Below are 17,941 nucleotides of genomic sequence, written 5' to 3'. Positions count from 1 at the left end.
ACGCTTTAACGTGGGCCGCGGTCTTTATGGGCCGATTTCGCCCCGGGGAAAAGCGGCAAAAGGCTTTTGCGGGGCCCGGACTGCGCTAGACTGGGCGAAAAGGAGAGGTCATGGAATTCACGACGGGCGGGGTCCGGCTGCATTACCGGGATGAGGGCGAGGGGCTGCCGGTTCTCTGCCTTGCGGGCCTGACGCGGGAGGGTCGGGATTTCGATACGCTCACGGGGCTGGGGCTGCGGCTGATCCGGCTGGACTCGCGGGGTCGGGGGCTGTCGGACTGGACCCCGCCCTATACGGTCCCGCAGGAGGCGGCGGATGCGGTGGCTTTGCTCGACCACCTGGGGATTGGACGCGCCCATGTCATCGGCGCCTCACGCGGGGGGCTTTTGGGGATGGTCATGGCGGCGCAGGGGCGGGTGGCGAGCCTCTGCCTCGTCGATATCGGGCCAGTGATCGAGCGGCAGGGCTTGGCGCGGATCGGGGATTACCTCGGCCGGACGCCCACGAGCCTCGAGGCTGCAGCGGAGGCCCTGTCGCGGGGCCCGGGGTTCTCCGATGTGCCCATGGCGCGCTGGCGGACGGAAGCCGAGCGGCTTTTCCTGCGGCCCGACGGGAGCCTGGGGCTGAACTATGACCCCGCCCTCCGCGAGGCCTTCCTCGCCGCTTTCGATGCCCCCCTGCCCGACCTCTGGCCACTTTACGACCTCCTGCCCGCCAACCTGGCGGTGATCCGGGGCGCGGGGTCGGATCTTCTGTCGGCGGAGACCCTTCTTGAGATGCAACGCCGCCGCCCCGACCTGATCGCGGCCGAGGTGCCGGGGCGCGGCCATATGCCCTTCCTCGACGAGCCCGAGGCCGTCGAGGCCCTGCGCCTCTGGCTTCAGGCGGCGAAGACCCCGGTCGCATAGGGCCTGGCCCCAAGGCTCAGGACCGAGACCCCGTTCAGCGCGGCCAGGGTCAGGGCGCGGTCTTGCGGCAGCACCATGAAGACCTTGGCCCAGGCATCGGCAGACATGCAGTCCTTGGCCAGCACCGTCACCTGGTCGGGCGGGTTCAGCAGGGGCGCCCCGGTGGCAGGGTCGATCAGATGCGACAGGCGGCGGCCCTGGACCGTGACGAAATGCCGATAGGTGCCCGAGGTTGCCACGGCGGCATCGGTCAGGCCCAAGAGCGAATGGGCGGCGCGGTGGCCCACGAGGGGGGCCTCGACGGCGACGGGGAAGGCGCGCGGACCGATGGCGCGCAGCTCTCCGTCGATGGCGAAAAGGCCCGAGGTCACGCCATGGGCCTTTGCCACCTCGGTCAGGCGGTCGACGCCATAGCCCTTGGCGATGCCGTTCAGATCGACCGAGAGGGGGGCGTGTTTCATCGCGCGGCCCCGGGCGGGGTCGAGCTCCAGAAGCTCATGGGCCGGGCTTCGGGCATGGCGGGCGGCGCGGATGGCCGCCTCGGAGGCCGCACCGGGCCCGAAGCCCCAGGCCGCCACCGCATCGCCGAGGCCGATGTCAAAGGCCCCACCGCTGGCGCGCCCGATGCCGAGCCCCGCCTCAAGCACGGTCATCAGATGCGCGGGCAGGTCCACCCAGACCCCGGGCGCGGCGGCGTTCAGCCGGCAGAGGTCGCTGTCCGCCCGCCAGAGCGACATCTGGGCATCGATCTCCTCCACCGCGGCTTGCAGGGCCTCCTGGGGCACGGGGTCCTGGGTCAGCGCCTGCCAGCGGGTGCCCATGGTCGCGCCGTTCGTCTTAATAGGTGTCTTCCGCATAACGGCCCTCCTTGGCCAGTCGGTCCAGCGTCAGGGGCGAGAGGATGTCGGAGAGCGTGGCGCGCACGCCTGCCCCCATCTCGCGCCCGCCGCAGACCATGATCCGGGCGCCCCTGGCCACCGCCTCGCGCAGGGCCTCGGCCTCGAGCCGCAGGGCGTCCTGGACGTAATGCGGGCGGTTGCCACGGGAAAAGGCCAGGTGCAGGCCGGTCAGGCGGCCCTGGGCCTGCCACTCGGCCAGGTCCTCGGCATAGTAGTAATCGCTGGCGGCATGGCGCATCCCGAAGAAGAGCCGCGCGGGCTGGCGGGCGCCCCTTATGATCCCGGCCAGGGGCCCGATCCCGGTGCCCGCGCCGATCAGGATCAAGGGGCGGTCCCCCGCATGGAAGGCCGGGTTCGGCCGGACAAAGGCGCGGACCTGGTCGCCGGGCTTCATGGCGTGAAGCTGGCCCGAACAAAGGCCGCCCTCATGCCTGCGGATGCAGATCTCCACGAAGCCATCCCGTGACCCCGAGGCCAGGGAATAGAAGCGCGGCACGGTCGAGCCCTCGGGGAGGATCCCCAAGAGGTCGCCGGGCTGGAACGCACCCTGCCCGGTCAGCCGAGCCCAAAGGCCCCGCTTGGGCGCAGCAAAGCGCAGGATGGCGGCGGGCATCTGCAAGTCGGCGCCATAGTCGCGGCGCGAGATCAGGGCCAGGCGGTCGGTGGCCGGCAAGGGGGCCTCGTGGTCAAGGCTCAGCTCCATCCCCAGGGCCGCTCCAAGGTCGCGGCCCCAGCGGGCGAAGTCCTGCGCCGATTGGCGGTCGACCGAGGCCAGGGGCATCAGGCGCGGCCAGCCCTTGGCATGGGCGGCGGCGGCCAGCTCTTCGGCAAAGGCGCAGAAGCGCGGGAAGGAGCGGTCGCCGAAGCCCAGGACGGCGAGGGGGATGGCTGGTGCCTTGGGCAGGGTCTTGATCCGCGAGAGGACATCCCCGGCAGAGGCGGGGGCCTCGCCGTCGCCATAGGTCGCGGTCAGGACCAGGAGGCGCTTGGCCTGGGGCCAGGTCTCGGGCGCGAAATCGGACAGCGGGGCCAGATGCGGCTGGCCGCCCTTGGCCCTCAGCGCCCGGGCGAGGGTCTGGGCGAAACCCCAGGTCGAGCCGCCCTCGGAGCCCACAAGGATGACCGTGTCGGCGGCCTGGGCCGAGGCAAAGCTCTGGCGGCGGCCCAGGCTGCGCATCAGGGCGCCCGAGACCGCGAGGAAGGGCGTCGTCAGGGCGGCCAGGCCCAGGACCAGCCCCAGGACGGCGGCGCCCTGCCCGGTGTGCAAGAGCTGCGCCCAGGCCGAGACACGGTCGGCCCAGGTCGGGGCCACCCAGGCCAGGGTCGCGCCCGTGCCCTGGTCGATATAGCCCGAACCCTCGGTCGTGGTCAGGGCAAAGGCGTCCTGCGCGTCACGCGGGAAGGTCAGGTCGCGCAATTGGCTGGCGGGGAAGTCCAGGGGCAGCGCCGCCCCGGTCAGGCCCGAGACCTGGGCCGGGAAATCCGGGCTTTCGGCAGCGGGCAAAAGGTCGAAGGTCGAGGCCGTCATCCAAAGCCCGGTCAGCGAGGAAAGGACCAGGGCCAGGGCCGCCGCACGGGCGACCTCGGCATGGGTCCGCGCCCAGCCCCGACCCTTTTGCGGCGCCAGCACCGCGCGCCAGCCCCCCGCCCGCCGCGCCAGGAGCCGCAGGCCGGTGGCCGACAGCCCCAGCATGGCCGCCGCCAGCACCGCCACCGCGATCCGCCCCGCATCGCCAAGGAACAGCGACCGGTGCAGGTTTTCCGCCCAGGTCACCCAGGCGCCTGGCGCGGGCACCGGGCTGCCCGCCCCGGTCACCGGATCCACCACCAGCGTCGCATCGGCGGTATAGGCCGTGACCCGCCCCGCAGCCGAGACGAGGATCTCTTCCACCCCCGGATTGGCGGCGGTGACCCGGGAGACGAGCTCTGCCGCCGTCATGTCCAGCCCCCCCGCCCCCCAGCTCTCCAGCGCCGGAAGGACGGAAAGCGCGGCGCCCGAAAGCGCCACGACCGTGAGGAAAAGGCCAAGGATCAGCCCGGTGAAGCGGTGCAGGGGGCGGGTCATGTCAGGACTTGTAGCTGAGCTTGGCGATATAGGTGCCGCCCTTGGCCGAAACCCCGGCGGCGGTCAGCGGAACGGCGATTTCGTCGGGGCTGTCGCGCATATGCTCGACGGCGGCATCGACATGCAGGACATAGCCCGCGTCAAACAGGCTGTCGGCCAGGTCCAGCGTCAGGGTCAGGGTCTGGCCCTGGCCGACCGAGGCGCCGGTGATGCCCGCGACCTCGGCCGGATCGCCGCCCGAGGCCTGTTCCCAGCCCGAGAGGTGGCGGTAATACTTCGACCGCCCCCCCGACATCCAGAGCGAGCCCATGTATTTGCCCGAGGCATCGGTGACATAGAAGGCCAGGTAAGCGCCGTCGCCGCCATAATTGGCCAGCTCGGTCGTCAGGGTGACCTGCCGGGCCTCGGCCAAGCCGGGCAGGACAAGGGCACCGGCAAGCGCGGTGGAGGCGGTGAGGACTTGGGAAAGCGTGGTCATGGCAAGCCTTTGGTTTTGGAAGGGCGCGCCGGGCTCATGTCCGGCGCGAAGAGGTTCAGTTCACCTGGGCCTTGGGTGCGGCGCCGTTGAAGAGCCCATTGGCGGGCGGCGAGGCGCTTTGGCCGGTCTGGCAGCGGCCATCGGCATCGGTCGCGCCCCGGCAACCGCCCTCTCCGTCGTCATCGTCGTCATCGTCATGGTCGCCGCGCTCATGGTCTTCGTGGTCGCCATGGCCGCGACGGTGGCTGAACCAGCCTTCGCCCTCGTCGTCGTCCTCGTCATAGTCGACGGCAACAAGCGGGGCCTCGGGCGCCGTCAGGTTGGGGGCGATGGGGGCCTGGGCCTGGGCGAGGCCCGCAAGGCCGAGGCTCAAGAGGGTCATGGCGGCCAGCAGGGCCTTGGACGTGGTCTTCATGGATCGTCTCCTTGGCTATCCGATGAGACCGATATGCGCCCGGGTTCTGACGACTTCCTGACGGGGCGCAAAAACCTGCTTCAGCTTTCCGTCAGCTTTGCCGCGCATTACACAGGGACAAAGGAGACCCCATGCGCATCCTCTTGATCGAAGACGACTCCGTCCTTGGTGCCGCCGTGCGCGACCAGATCGCCGCCGATGGCCATTCGGTCGATTGGGTCACCCGGCTGGACCTTGCGGGCGCCGCGATCCGGACGACGGGCTTCGACCTGGTGCTTTTGGACCTGATGCTGCCCGACGGGCGCGGCCTGCCCTTCCTGCGGTCACTTCGGGGGAGGGGCGATGTCACCCCGGTCATCATCCTGACCGCGCTGGACCAGGTCTCGGACCGGATCGAGGGGCTGAACGCGGGCGCCGATGACTACCTGGTCAAGCCCTTTGACCTGACCGAGCTTTCGGCCCGAATCGGATCGGTGGCAAGGCGCTATGCGGGCAACCCCAACCCGCTGATTTCGCTGGGCGGGCTGGAAATCGACCTCGCCGCCCGCAGCGTGACCCTGGGGGGGCGCCCCGTGACGCTGACCGCGCGGGAATGGGTGCTCTTCGAGGCCTTCCTTCAGCGCCCGGGCCAGGTCCTGTCCAAGGCGCAACTGGAAGAGCGGCTTTACACCTTCGGCGACGGGGTCGAAAGCAATGCGATCGAGGTCCATGTCTCGCGGCTGCGCAAGAAACTGGGCGCCTGGGCGATCAAGACCGAATGGGGCCTGGGATACCGTTTGGGGAAACCGTCATGACCTCGATCGAGCGGCGGCTTGCGCTGATCGTGGGGCTTGGGGCGACGCTCTTCTGGCTCTTGGCGGCGGGTCTGACGGCCGACCGCGTCAGCCGCGAGATCCGCACGCTGTTTGACGAAGACCTGCGCGCCACGGCCGAGCGCCTCTTGCCCCTGGCCAGCAGGGGCTTCGGCGAAAGGTCGCATGACGGCGAGGACGACGACCATGACGAGCGCCGCGAGGAGCATGACCGCGACCGCGACGATCTGCGCGCGGTCCAGGTCTTCGTCGTCCGCGACGGGGCGGGACAGGTCGTCCTGCGCTCGCCCGGGGGGACGGATGCGATCCTTCCCCCGGGCCTGGCGCCGGGCTTTTCCGACAGCGCCACGCATCGGCTTTACACGGCAGAGGGCGGCGGGCTGACGATTTCGGTGGCCGCTCCCCTGACCGGCCGGACGGCGCTGGTCCAGGCCTTGATGCTGCGCCTTGTCCTGCCCCTGGTCGTGCTTTTGCCGCTGAGCCTTTTGGGCATCGCCTGGGCGGTGCGGCGCGGCCTTTCGCCCCTGCGCGCCCTGCGGGCCGAGGTCGCGGCGCGCGGGGTGCAGGACCTCTCTCCCCTGCCCGAGACCGGGCTGCCCAGCGAGTTGCAGCCGATCACCCAGGCCCTGAACGGGCTTTTCACCCGGCTGGGCGCGGGGTTTGAGGCCGAGCGCAACTTCGCCTCCCATGCCGCCCACGAGCTGCGCACCCCGGTGGCGGGCGCCATCGCCCAGCTGCAACGCCTGCGCGCCGAGACGCCCGAGGCCGCCCCGCGCGCCGCCGAGATCGAGGCCACGCTGAAACGGCTGATGCGGACCTCCGAGAAGCTGATGCAGCTCGCGCGGGCCGAGGGCGGGCGGATGCGGGGTGCCTCCAGCGACATTCGCGCGGTTTTGCGGATCGTGGTGCAGGATGCCACGCGCGAGGGCGGCGACTGCCGCCTGGCCCTGCCCGAAGAGCCGGTCCTGTCGGTGATCGAGCCCGATGCCCTTGGCATCCTGGCCCGCAACCTCGTGGAAAACGCGCTCCGCCACGGCGCCCCGGATCAGCCGGTGACGGTCACGCTTTCGGCCAATCGCCTGACGGTGACCAATGCGGGGCCGGTGCTGTCGGCCACGGATATCGCGCGCCTCGGCCAAAGGTTCGAGAAGGGTGAGGGCAGCCAGGGCACGGGCCTTGGCCTCGCCATCGTGCGCACCATCGCCGAGCGTGCGGGGGCGGGCTTGAGCGTGACCTCTCCGGCCCCGGGGCGGGCGGATGGGGTCGAGGTCGCGCTGAGCCTGCCGGGGGCCTAGATCACGAAGAAATTGTCCGCGGTGATCTTGGGGGCGGCAACCATGCTGACCCAGGCGATGAGGAAGCCGTCATAGACCTGTCCCGAGCCATCGGGGTCATACCAGAGGCTCCCAGCCGCATAGTCGATGTAGAACCGGGTTCGGGCGGTGATATCCGGTGCTCCCGTGCGATGCGACACGAAGGCATCGGCGGCAAGCTCCCCCTCGGGCAGGTCAAAGGCACCATCCGCGCCCCCTTCGATCAGGAAGATGTCCGAACTGTCGCCCAAGGCCACGAAACTCGGCAGGTAATCGGCCACAAGATCGGCGCCCCAGAAGTAGAAGGCGTCATGCCCGCCACCGCCAAAGAGGCGGTCCGCCCCGGCTCCGCCGTCAAAGATATCGTCTCCGTCGCCGCCATAGAAGGTCTCGGCAATCGCATTGCCTGCAACCGTCGCCCCGACGCCCAGGGTCTCCACGGCTTCGATGCCCTCTTGCAGCTGGAAGAAGTCAGAAACCACGATGCGGATCCGGTCATCCGTTCCGCCGGTGTCGGAATAGACATCGTCGACACTGTCCAGCACGAAAGTGTCATTGCCCACCCCGCCGATCAGAACATCGTTGCCGAGGCCGCCGTCTAGGATATTCGAAACCTTCGAGGTCCCGTGCATCGTGTCATTGCCCGCGCCGCCCTCGACATTGAAGCCCCAGATCTCGTTGTCCAGCGCATTGCCATGCGCCTGGGCGATGCCGCCGGTCTGGACCATGTCCTCGATATTGTCCCAGAGGACGAAGTTCGCCGGGGCCCTGATGTGCAAGGTGTCGTGGCCGCCATCCGCGTTCTCGAAGGCACGCATGGCCGGGCTCGACCATGAGACGTAATAGGTATCGTCCCCCTCCCCGCCATACATGGCTTGGGCGTTGCTCAATGTGTCATTGCCCGCGCCCGAGGTGACGGACAGCGCCCTGGACCAGCCATTGCCGGTGAAATTGCCGCTGCCCGTATAGACCAGGTGCTCGATGTTCAGCGGCAGCATGACATAGGACAAGTCGGTGCGGAGCGTGTCGATACCCCCATTGGCATTCTCGAAGATCTCTGCCCTGGCGTCGTTGATGATATAGGTGTCATCGCCCAGGCCGCCGGTCAGGCTGTCCCGCGCGCCCTGCCCGTCCAGCGTGTCGTTCCCCACGCCGCCGGTGATCAGGTTGATCACCGAGGTCCCGGTCAGGCTGAGCCCGACGCTGCCCAGAGCAGCCAGGCTCTCGACATTGGGGATGTTGCGCAGGTCGATGCTGACCGTGGTATAGATCGTCTCACCGCCCCCGGCGGCGATCTCGATGATCTGGACCGAGGCATCCGAGATGTAATAGCGGTCGTTCCCTTCGCCGCCGACCAGCGTGTCGCGGCCGCTTCCTGCGACCAGCGTGTCACGGCCAAGGCCGCCGTCGATGTAGTCGTTGCCCGCCCCGCCGCGCAGGAGATCGTCGCCGCCCATGCCGAAAAGCCGGTCGTCCCCGGTGCCGCCATCCACCGCATCGAAGAGCCAGGCCCCGGTGAAGCTGTCATTGCCCGCGCCCAGCCGCCAGCAATCGGCCAGCTCGGGATTGGACGTGGAGAGTTCGGAATGCCAGGCCAGGTTCAGCGTCAGCAGCTCGATCACGTCATCGAAGGCCGAGAAGCTGATCTTGTCGTCGAAGCGCAGCGTCTCGATCCCGGTCAACAGGGGCAAGCCGAGATCCGCGCGCGAGGTGATATGCACCGGTGCCGCCAGGGGCTGCGGTGCGCTGGTCACGATCAGGACGTCATTGCCGCCCGCATCCGTCAGGGCGGCGAGCGTCTGGCCCAAGCCCACGACATAGGTATCGTCGCCAAGCCCGCCATCCAACGCATCCCGCCCCGCACCCGCTTGCAACAGGTCATTGCCCGCGCCGCCAGAAAGCGTGTCGTTGCCGATCCCGCCCTGCAGCGTGTCGTTCCCCTCCCCTCCGTCGATCAGGTCGTTGCCGTCGTCGCCCTGGGCCTGGTCATTGCCCGCGCCGCCATAAAGCCTGTCGCTGCCGATCCCGCCCGTGAGCGTGTCGTTGCCATCCCCGCCATGGATCAGGTCCGCGCCCGCCTCGCCCTGAAGCAGGTCCTCGCCCAGGCCGCCAAAGACCGTGTCCCTGCCCGCTCCGCCAAAGACCGTGTCCTTGCCGCTGCCCGTGTCCAGCCAGTCGTTGCCGCCAAGCGCAAGGACCCGGTCGAACTCGCCGCCGAAGGTCAGGTGCCAGCTGCCATTGGCCAAGGTGAAGGTGGTGACCTGCGAGGGGACGCGGGCCCCCAGGTTCGCGGCGCCGGGGGTGGTCAGGGTGATGGAGATCGGCACCCAGGGCGTGGCCAGGGAATGGACGATCCGGTCCCATGACAGGAATTCGGCCAGGGTCATCGTGACCGCAGCGCCATTGGTTTCCAAGATCGCCATCAAAAACTCCGCCACTCATATCCGGCCATTTGGCGCAGCCGCAGGGCCGGGGTCAAGCCCTGCCCCGGCTCAGGTCGACGGCGGTTGGGTGGGCTCGTCCAGAAGCCCCGTCAGGCCGTTGTCGAAGTTCAGCCCGATCTCTTCACCCAGCTTCTTCATCGCCGGAAGCTGCAGGGCCGCCCCCAGCATGGCGTCAAAGGCCTGGTTGACCGGCGCCTTGTGGCCCTCTCCGCCCGACGAGGCCCCACCCAGGCCCGAGACCTGGTTGATGCGGATCGACTGGATCTTTTCGGCCGGCTTCACCATCTCGGCCACGATCCTCGGCAGGGCTTCCAGACGGGCGACGGCCAGGCGCAGCGCGATGATCTCGGGCGAGAGGGTGTTTTCCGAATTGGCGAGCGCCTGCTTGCCCTCAGCCTCGGCCAGAAGGTCGGCCTTTTTCGCCGCCGCCCGGATGGTGATGGATTGCGCCTCGGCCTCGGCTTCGGAGAGACGCGCCTCGGCGCGGTCGGCGGCGACGGCCTTTTCGGTCTCGGCCTCCAGGCGCAGTCGCGTGGTCTCGCGTTCGGCCTCGCGGCGGGCCTGGATCAGGGCGATTTCCTTCTCCCGCTCGGCAGCGGCAACGGCACGCGCCGTCTCGATGGCTTCCGAGGCCTTGATCGCCTCGGCCCGCGCCGCATCGGCAGAGGCCCGGGCGCGGCTTTCGGCCTCGGACTTCTGGGCGATGACGATCTGGCGGTCCTGGTTGGCGACTTCGATCTCGCGTTCCTTGGTGATTTGCGCCTCTTCCATGGCGCGTTCGCGGGCGATTTCGGCCGACTTGATCTCTTGCTCGCGCAGGATGCGGGCGCGTTCCTTTTCCGATTCCGCCTGTTCGCGGGCGCGGGTGATCTGGCTGTCCTGCGCCGCCTTCATCTGCTCGATTTCCTGGGTGCGGGCGATGCGCGCCTCTTCCTCGTCGCGCACGATCTGCATTTTCAGCTTTTCCGCCTCCATCGCGGCGCGGCGCACAAAGACCTCGGCATCGGCGTCGATCTGGGCGCGTTCCTTCTTCGAGGTCGCAATGACCTCGGCCAGCTTGCGCATGCCGACCGCGTTGAAGGCGTTGTTTTCATCCAGGGCCGCAAAGGGCGTCTGGTCCAGGGCGGTCAGCGACACGCTTTCCAGCTCGAGCCCGTTCTTCAAGAGGTCATTCGAGACCGCATTCTGCACCTCTTGCACGAAATGGGTGCGGTTTTCGTGGAGTTCATCCATCGACATCCGCGCGGCCACGGCGCGCAAGCCGTCGATCAGCTTGCCTTCGATCATCTCGCGCAGCTGGTCGACGTTGAAGGTCCGGTCGCCCAGCGTCTGGGCCGCGCGGCTGATCCCGTCCTCGGTGGCCTGGACCGAGACGTAGAACTCGACCCCCACATCGACGCGCATCCGGTCCTTGGTGATCAGCGCGGCTTCGGCGGCGCGGTGAACCTCCAGCCGCAGGGTCTTCATGTTGACCTTGCTGATCTCATGCAGCAGAGGCAGGACGATGACGCCGCCGTCCATGATGACCCGCCGCCCGCCTGCGCCGGTCTTGACCAGGCTCATTTCCCGCGTGGCGCGGCGGTAGAGCCGCGCCAGGGTCAGGCCCAGAAGCAGGAAGAAACACAGGACGGCCAGGGCGATGATGGCAAGGCTTTCCAGGGGCATTGGCATGGGAATTCCGTTCCGAAAGGGTCAGGTTGTGGCGATGATGCGCAAGATGAAGCTGCCGTCGGGGGCGCGGCGGCGGATGGTCAGGACCTCGGCGCCCTCGGGGATCACGTCGTCCTCGCGATAGGGTTCGCAGCGCAGGTGATGGAGGTTGCCATGGCGGTCGCGCAGGCGGACCTCGGCGGCCTGGCCACGCCGCGCGGTGCCCTGGGTGACGATGCCGCGAAGCCCGCCCATGAACTGGGTCGAAGTGGCCGTGGTCTCGATGCGCGGGATCAGGCGGGCGAAGGCCCGGCCAAAGGCGCGGGCAAAGCCCAGGCCCGCGACCAGCGCCAGGGGAAGCGCCCCCCAAAGCGGCAGGGGCGCGGAGAGCGCGGCCGCCAGCGACTGGATCATCACGCCCGCAGCGCCAAAGCCCAGAAGCGCCGCCGCAAGCCAGATGATCAAGGGCGCGCCACGCAGGCCGAAGCCATCGGGGGCCAACTCGGTCTCGGGCCCGCCCGCCAGAAGCGCGTCGATATCGGGCTCGGCATCCAGCCCCGGGTCAAGATCGACCTCGGGCGCATCCGACCCGATCAGCGAGCCGCCCAACAAGAGCGCAACGAGCTCCAGAAGCACCAGTCCAGCAAGCAGGACGAAGGCGAAGGTAAAGGGAAGAAATGCCGTTGAGAGCAAGGGATACCGAACTTTCGAGGGGGGTCTGACCCCTTGGGTGAAAGTGGCAATCAATTCCGCTGCGGTCAAGGACTGCGCAAAAGAGAATTGGACAGCCCCCGGAATGGGACGCTTGCGCGAAGATGGAATGATGGTGGCGAGGGGGGGACTCGAACCCCCGACCCTGCGATTATGAGTCGCATGCTCTAACCAACTGAGCTACCTAGCCACTGGGGCGCCTGATACGGCCCCCCCCAGCCAGCGTCAAGAGGGGAAACGCATCAGTCGAAAATCTGGACATTGACGATCTGGTTCGCCGTCACCCCCTGGACGATGCCCAGGAGCCGGATCGTATCCCCCCCCTCCAGGAGCCCGTCGCCGTCGTCGATCCAGTGATAGATCCCGGTCCGTCGCACCGCCGAAGTCTCGGCATTCGAGATGAAGAGGATCGCCGTCGAGCCGGGCGCCGAACCCGTGACGGAAAAGTTGTCCGCGTTGAAGGTGAAGAGATCGGCCATCGAGACGAAATTGTCGGCCAGGATCGTGTCGGCCGATCCCGTGTCGCTTTCAAAGAGGAAGACCGCCGCGGAAGAGGGGTTCCAGGCCCCGTTGGCGGCCACCCGCGTGACACCGCCCGCATTCAGCCCAAGGTCGCTGCGATCGAAGACGAAGAAATCCCTGGCCGGGTCGAAGAACATGATCTTGTCCGCCTGGGCCTCGGTCACGATGCCGGGGTCGAGGTCGGCGGTGCCGTCATTGGCCGAGGTATAGATGACCGTGTTGATGCTTTCGGTGAAGGAGGTGGCAAGATCCAGGATGTCGCCCCCGGCCCCGCCGGTATAGCTGTCGCGGCCAGCGTCGCCGAAAAGGCTGTCATTGCCTGCGCCGCCCAGAAGCGTGTCGTCGCCGTCAAAGCCGCGCAGCGTGTCCGCCCCTCCGCCGCCGTTCAAGAGATCGTTGCCCGCAGCGCCGTTGAAGAAATCGTTGCCCGCCCCGCCCAGCATCGTGTCCTTGCCGGAAAAGCCGGAACTGCCGACATTGACCACCAAGCGGCGGCTTCCGGTCACCAGGGAGCCGTCGATCAGCGTGTCCCCGCTGGAGCTGAGCCCGGTGATCCACAGATCGCCCCGCAGCCCGTCGCGGTCGCCATCGGCAAAGCCCACGACCTGGTCGTCCAGCCGCAGGACGCCCTGGCTGTAAGAGGTGAGGTTGAAGTTGATCCGGTCGATGCCGCCCACTTCATAGGGGGCGAGGTCCAGCTCGAAGAAGCCCGCCCCCTCTGCCCCATTGCCCAGAACCAGCACGTCATTCTCGGTGTCGAAGATGTCGTTGACCGCATTTCCGCCGATGAAGCCCAGGGCCTGGTTGCCCAGGCTTCCAAGACTGGCGGCGCGGATTTCGAAGATATCCGCCCCGGTCCCCCCGATCATGGCCTGGCCCTGGCCCCAGACCCGGAAGATATCGGCCCCGGCATTGCCGAAGATCTGCGCGAAACGGGCGCGGGAGGAGATGTCGTCGGCCACACTCGAACCCTGGATCTCGGTGATGCTGTCATTGCCGATCAGCGTGGTGGCATAGTTCAGGTTCAATGCCTCGACCCCGACGACAGTGCCTGATTGGGTCATGTCGAGGACCCCGCCCGAGAGCAGGCCGATGCGGTCATAGCCCCGCCCGCCCGAGATCATCGCTCCGCCCATCAGGTGGATGACCGTGACCCCGACCAAATCGGCACCGCCGCCCATGTCGACCACCTGGCCCGAAGCGCCAAGGAACACGGTGTCGGTGAAGCGGCTGCCCTGGACCACGGTTGCGGCGTTGTTGCTGAGGTTGAAGGAACCGCCGTTGCGCAGGACGATGTCGGTCTGGTTGGCCCCGAAGATGACGGTGCTGGAGGTGTTGCCCGAACCATCGCCCACCACGACCCGCTCGAAGCCGGTCACGATGGCCCCGCTGCGCAGGTTGAAGTTGCCGCCGCCCTCCAGCACCAGGACATCGCGGTTGACTTGCCCCCCGCCGTTCAGGAAGGCGCCCGCCAGGGTGGTGGAGGTCACCCTCACCTCGTCATCGCCAAGGTCGGCATGGACGGTCTGGCCTGCGGCGCCCAGGGTGATCACGTCGCGCGCGACCGAGCCCTCCAGGCTTTGCCCCACCTCTGCCGCCATCGTCAGCGTCGTGGCCTTGGAGAGGATGACCTCTTCGAAACCCGCATAGGAGGCGACATTCCAGGCCCCGCCCGCCAGGATCTCCAGCCGGTCGTCGCCGATCCCGCCCCGCAGCGTCCCGCCCGATGCCGCGATATTGCCCAGGCGCAGGATGTCGTCGCCCTCGCCCAGGTCGCCGAAGATCGCGGCCGAGGCCTCGATGATCTCGCGCCCCTGGCCGCCCGTCACCGTGTCTCCGCCCCCGAAGGCGCGGTAGGTCACCACCATGGGGCCGGTCGAAAAGATCGAGACCGCGTTGCCGATGTCATTGCCCTGGATGGTGAAGCGGCCCCCGTTGGCCGCCAGGAAGACCGTGTCCAGCGTCAGGTCATTGCCCGCGGCCGAAAGATTGATCTGCTCGAGCCCGGATTTGTTGGCCAAGAGCGCGGCGGTCACCGTGCCCGCCGATGTCAGGCGCAGGATATCCCCCGAGCCGGCGCCGCCATCCACCGTATCGCTGCCCGACAGGTTGGCGAAGCTGAAGTTGAACGTATCGGCGACGTCGGCCGCGCCGACGAAATTGTCCGTATTGGCCGTTCCCGTGAACACCGTCATGCCTTGGCTCCAATTGCTGAAGCTGCCGGAATACGTCCGGGATGGACCCGGGGCAGCATCACGTCAGGCTGAGGCCAAGGCGGTTTTCTGTCAATGCCCCGCTTCAGGCCCCATGCGCCACGCGGGGCCGGCCCGAGGCGGTGACGGTGATGGCGGCCTCGATGAACATGGGATGCCCCTCGACCACGGCTTCGCGGATGTCGCGTTGGGCGGTGACGCGCAGGTCTTCGGCCCCTGCGGCCCGAGCGCGGGTGGCGGCCTCGGCGCGCAGGGCGGTCTCCAAGGCGTCCAGCGCCGTGTCGCGGTCATGGAAGACGCTCAGGCCCGAGGGCAGATGGGCGACGAAGCGGCCCTCTCCGGGGGAGGTCACGATGCCTTGCGCCTTTTGGGAGACCTGGCCCACCACCGCGCCGATGGCATTGGCGACGCCCGCATGTTCGGGCAGGATCATCGGGCAGCCCAGCACATCCCCCACCGCGCCGTAATAGCTGGGGGCCGAGGCGCCAAGGCCGATGACCGGCACCGAGAGCGAGAGCCGCAGGTCCAAGACGCCCTTGTGGCCTTTCAGCGCCGCACGGGCGAGGGGATGGGTCACCGCCGTCTCGGGCAGACCATCTTCGCCGAAAGCGGCCTCCAAGAGGCAATCGACGGTCTGGGCGGTCAGTTGGTCGATCACCGCTTGCGCGAGCGTCGCCCCATCCGCCGCGATCCGGTCGCCCGAACCGCCCCGGCGCCGCGCCAGAAGCCGCAAGGCCTTTTCCGCCGCCGTGGCGTCCCAGGCGTCGAGCCGCCCCAAAACGTGGCTGGCATCCGACGGCGTCACGCCCGAGAGCATCACCAGCCCCCGCGCCACCAGCCGCTCCATCGCCGCAGCCTCGAGCCTGGACGAGAGCGCCTGGGCCTGGGGCATGGGCTGGGTGATGCGGGAGAGCACAGCGGCCTCGCGGGGGGTGAGGCCCTCGGTGCTGGTCGACATGGGGATGACGAAGCGGCCGTCGAACTCTCCGGCCGTGTCGGTGGAAAGCCAGCGGTCCAGCGCGGCATGGACCATGGCGCCATGGGTCGTGGCCAGGAGGCTCACCGGGATCAGGCGGCGCGGGCCGAGGCGGAGCCCCGCCTGCAGGCCCTCGGTGATCGGATGGACCTCCGAATCGCCGCCAAGGCCCGTGGTGCGCATGGCCACCGCCTCGACCATGGTGCGGAAGCCGCCAACACGGGCGCCCTCGGGGTCGATCTCGGGCAGGCCATTTCGCAAAAGCGCCACATCGGTCGTCGTGCCGCCGATGTCCGAGACCAGCGCATCCTGGGCCTGGGTCAGCCAGCGGGCGCCGACGATCGAGGCGGCGGGGCCGGAGAGGATGGTCTCAATCGGCCGCTCGCGGACCTGGGCGGCCGAGATCAGCGCGCCGTCGCCGCGCACGACCATCAGGGGGGCGGTGATGCCCGCGCTCGCGATATGCCGCTCGCAGGCCGAGACGAGGCGGTCGATCATCCCGATGAGCCTTGCGTTCAAGACCGCCGTCAGGGCGCGCTTTGGTCCGTTCAGCTTGGCGGAAAGTTCGTGGGAGCAGGTGACGGGGCGGCCCGTCACACGGCGGATCAGGTCGCGGGCGGCGATCTCATGGTCGGTGTTGCGGGTGGCGAAACGGGCGGCCACGGCAAAGCCCATGACCTCGGGGCCCAGGGCCGCGACCTGGGTCTCCAGCGTGGCAAGGTCCAGGGGCGCAAGCTCGGTGCCCGCATGGGAATGGCCGCCTGCCAGTTGCAGGACCGGGTCGCCCTTCAAGGCCTCGGTCAGGCCGGATCGGCCAAGGTCGTCCGCATCGAAGCCGATGAAGATCAGCGCGACCCGGCCCCCCTGCCCCTCCACCAGCGCATTGGTGGCCAGCGTGGTCGAGAGCGAGACCATCGAGACCTCGCCCGGCGCGATCCCGGCGGAGGCAAGTGCCGCATCGACGGCCAGGCCTATCCCCTCGGCCAGGTCATGGCGCGTGGTCAGCGACTTGGCCTTGCCCAGGACCTTGGAGGCTTCCTCGTCCAGGATCACCGCATCGGTATAGGTGCCACCGGTATCGACGCCGAGGAAATAGGCCATGACTGCTCCATGCGCTGGTTCGGGGGGAGTTTTAGGGCGAAGGGGGGCGGGGGAACAGGTCGAAAGCGACAAGTTGCGGCGCGGGCGGGCCAAGGGGGAGGGTTTCCTGGGCGGGCGGGTCTCTTGCGGCAAGCCCGGGAGGGTTTCACACCCTCCCGGACCCTCCCGTGGGATATTTGGACCAATGTGAAAGCGAAAAGGGGGCTGGGGCGGAGAGGGGGACTTTGGCGGAAAGCCCGGGAGGGTTTCACACCCTCCCGGACCCTCCCGTGGAGTATTTGGGCCAAGGTGAAAGGGGAAGAAGGGGCGCGCTTCTGCGGGTGAGGCTTGCTGGGCCTTGAGCGGGGTGAATGGACGGGCGGAAGAGGCTGCACCTTTTGGCAGGATTGCTGGCGCGGTTGCGGGTCACCCGTCCCGGGGTTCGGCGCGGCCCCGTAGCCCGGGGTATACCCCGGGGCCTAGGGTCGAGGCGCGGCGGCGCGGGCCAGGCGGTCGTTGATGGCGCGGCCGAGACCCTGATCGGGGATCGGGGCCACGGTGATCGGGCGACCCTGGGCCAGGCGGTCGGCCTCGCGCAGGAAGTGAAAGAGGTTGGCGGCGGCCTCGGTCAGGTCGGCCCTGGGGGAGAGGTTGAGGGTGACCTCGCCGGGGGGCATGTCAGGGCGCGTCTCCGGGCCGAAGCCGATATGGACGGCGCCCGGGGTCGTGGCGTTCAGCGTGATCGGCGCCTCGGGGGCATAGTGGCTCTCCAGCTGGCCCGGCGCATTGGGCAGCGTGGTCTTTTTCGGGCGGGCGAGGGGGCCCACCAGGGCCTCGATCGCCTCGACCGCCAGCCCACCGGGGCGCAGGAGGGTGATCTCTTCGAAGACCCCCAGGATCGTGCTTTCAACCCCCACGGCGCAGGCCCCGTCGTCGATCACCGCCGCGATCCGCCCCGAAAGCCCCGCCAGAACATGCGCGGCCCGCGTGGGCGAGACCTTGCCCGAGGGATTGGCCGAGGGCGCGGCCACCGGACGCCCGAGCGCCGCGATCAGCGCCCGGGCCGTGGGATGAGCGGGAAAGCGCAAGGCCACAGTCGGCAGGTCTGCGGTCACCAGGGGAGAGACCCGCCCCACAGTCGGCAGGACCAGCGTCAGGGGGCCGGGCCAGAATTCCCGCGCCAGGGCCAGGGCGCGGGCGTCGAAACGGGCGATCTCTTCGGCCATCTCCAGCGAGGAGACATGCGCGATCAAGGGGTTGAAGCGCGGGCGTCCCTTGGCGGCGAAGATCCCCGCCACGGCCAGGTCATTGGTCGCATCCGCCCCGAGCCCATAGACCGTCTCGGTCGGGAAGGCCACCAGCTGACCCTCGGCCAGAAGCCGGGCCGCCTCGGCGATCCCCGGGGCATCTGGTCGCAGGGTTCGGGTCGCATTCATCTGACGCAGCGTCTTCCTT

13 protein-coding genes and 1 tRNA gene are annotated in these 17,941 nt (G+C 68.7%); 3 read left to right on the top strand and 11 right to left on the bottom strand.

Going from position 1 to position 17,941, the window contains the following annotated elements; all coding sequences use genetic code 11:
- Positions 1–110 precede the first annotated feature (110 nt).
- Positions 111–908, top strand: coding sequence for an alpha/beta fold hydrolase (locus GV832_RS05375; RefSeq protein ID WP_168773808.1), 798 nt, complete (start codon positions 111–113; stop codon positions 906–908).
- Here GV832_RS05375 and GV832_RS05370 read toward each other — a convergent pair.
- From GV832_RS05370 to GV832_RS05355, 4 genes are read right to left on the bottom strand one after another with little or no spacing between them, the layout of a single operon-like run.
- Positions 881–1,765 (bottom strand): FAD:protein FMN transferase, encoded by an 885-nt coding sequence (locus GV832_RS05370; protein WP_227754251.1) that lies wholly within the window; start codon positions 1,763–1,765, stop codon positions 881–883. The genes GV832_RS05375 and GV832_RS05370 overlap by 28 nt on opposite strands.
- Positions 1,746–3,872: a PepSY domain-containing protein gene (locus GV832_RS05365; protein WP_168773807.1), complete on the bottom strand. Its 2,127-nt coding sequence runs from the start codon at positions 3,870–3,872 to the stop codon at positions 1,746–1,748. The genes GV832_RS05370 and GV832_RS05365 overlap by 20 nt, the downstream gene beginning before the upstream one ends.
- A 1-nt stretch (position 3,873) precedes the next feature.
- Positions 3,874–4,350, bottom strand: coding sequence for a DUF2271 domain-containing protein (locus GV832_RS05360; protein ID WP_168773806.1), 477 nt, complete (start codon positions 4,348–4,350; stop codon positions 3,874–3,876).
- A 55-nt stretch (positions 4,351–4,405) separates the two neighbouring features.
- The gene (locus GV832_RS05355; RefSeq protein ID WP_168773805.1) at positions 4,406–4,765 is read right to left on the bottom strand and encodes a hypothetical protein; all 360 of its coding nucleotides are present in this window, start codon (positions 4,763–4,765) and stop codon (positions 4,406–4,408) included.
- A gap of 131 nt (positions 4,766–4,896) precedes the next feature.
- On the opposite strand from GV832_RS05355, the gene GV832_RS05350 reads away from it, so the two are divergent.
- Positions 4,897–5,559: a response regulator transcription factor gene (locus GV832_RS05350; RefSeq protein WP_168773804.1), complete on the top strand. Its 663-nt coding sequence runs from the start codon at positions 4,897–4,899 to the stop codon at positions 5,557–5,559.
- On the top strand, positions 5,556–6,872 hold the full coding sequence (locus GV832_RS05345; RefSeq protein ID WP_168773803.1) for an ATP-binding protein: 1,317 nt from the start codon (positions 5,556–5,558) through the stop codon (positions 6,870–6,872). The genes GV832_RS05350 and GV832_RS05345 overlap by 4 nt, the downstream gene beginning before the upstream one ends.
- Here the strand turns inward: GV832_RS05345 and GV832_RS05340 are convergent.
- The 7 genes from GV832_RS05340 to GV832_RS05310 form a co-directional block, all read right to left on the bottom strand.
- Positions 6,869–9,313 carry a calcium-binding protein gene (locus GV832_RS05340; protein WP_168773802.1) on the bottom strand — a complete coding sequence of 815 codons (2,445 nt, stop codon included), beginning with the start codon at positions 9,311–9,313 and terminating at the stop codon, positions 6,869–6,871. The two genes, GV832_RS05345 and GV832_RS05340, sit on opposite strands and share 4 nt — an antisense overlap.
- A gap of 69 nt (positions 9,314–9,382) precedes the next feature.
- Positions 9,383–10,999 (bottom strand): flotillin family protein, encoded by a 1,617-nt coding sequence (locus tag GV832_RS05335; RefSeq protein ID WP_168773961.1) that lies wholly within the window; start codon positions 10,997–10,999, stop codon positions 9,383–9,385.
- A gap of 27 nt (positions 11,000–11,026) precedes the next feature.
- The gene (locus GV832_RS05330; RefSeq protein WP_227754250.1) at positions 11,027–11,677 is read right to left on the bottom strand and encodes an OB-fold-containig protein; all 651 of its coding nucleotides are present in this window, start codon (positions 11,675–11,677) and stop codon (positions 11,027–11,029) included.
- 131 nt (positions 11,678–11,808) lie between these two features.
- Positions 11,809–11,885 (bottom strand) — tRNA-Met (locus tag GV832_RS05325).
- A 52-nt stretch (positions 11,886–11,937) separates the two neighbouring features.
- The gene (locus GV832_RS05320; protein WP_168773801.1) at positions 11,938–14,412 is read right to left on the bottom strand and encodes a beta strand repeat-containing protein; all 2,475 of its coding nucleotides are present in this window, start codon (positions 14,410–14,412) and stop codon (positions 11,938–11,940) included.
- Positions 14,413–14,515: 103 nt separating this feature from the next.
- A complete protein-coding gene (locus GV832_RS05315) occupies positions 14,516–16,507 on the bottom strand; it encodes a hydantoinase/oxoprolinase N-terminal domain-containing protein (protein ID WP_168773800.1) in 1,992 nt (663 codons plus the stop codon).
- A gap of 458 nt (positions 16,508–16,965) precedes the next feature.
- Positions 16,966–17,922, bottom strand: a complete 957-nt coding sequence (locus tag GV832_RS05310) for an L-threonylcarbamoyladenylate synthase (RefSeq protein ID WP_168773799.1) — start codon at positions 17,920–17,922, stop codon at positions 16,966–16,968.
- Between the last annotated feature and the right edge of the window lie 19 nt (positions 17,923–17,941).

Source organism: Stagnihabitans tardus (genome assembly GCF_009925085.1).
Taxonomy (GTDB): domain Bacteria; phylum Pseudomonadota; class Alphaproteobacteria; order Rhodobacterales; family Rhodobacteraceae; genus Stagnihabitans; species Stagnihabitans tardus.
This window is presented reverse-complemented; position numbering and strand designations above follow the sequence as displayed.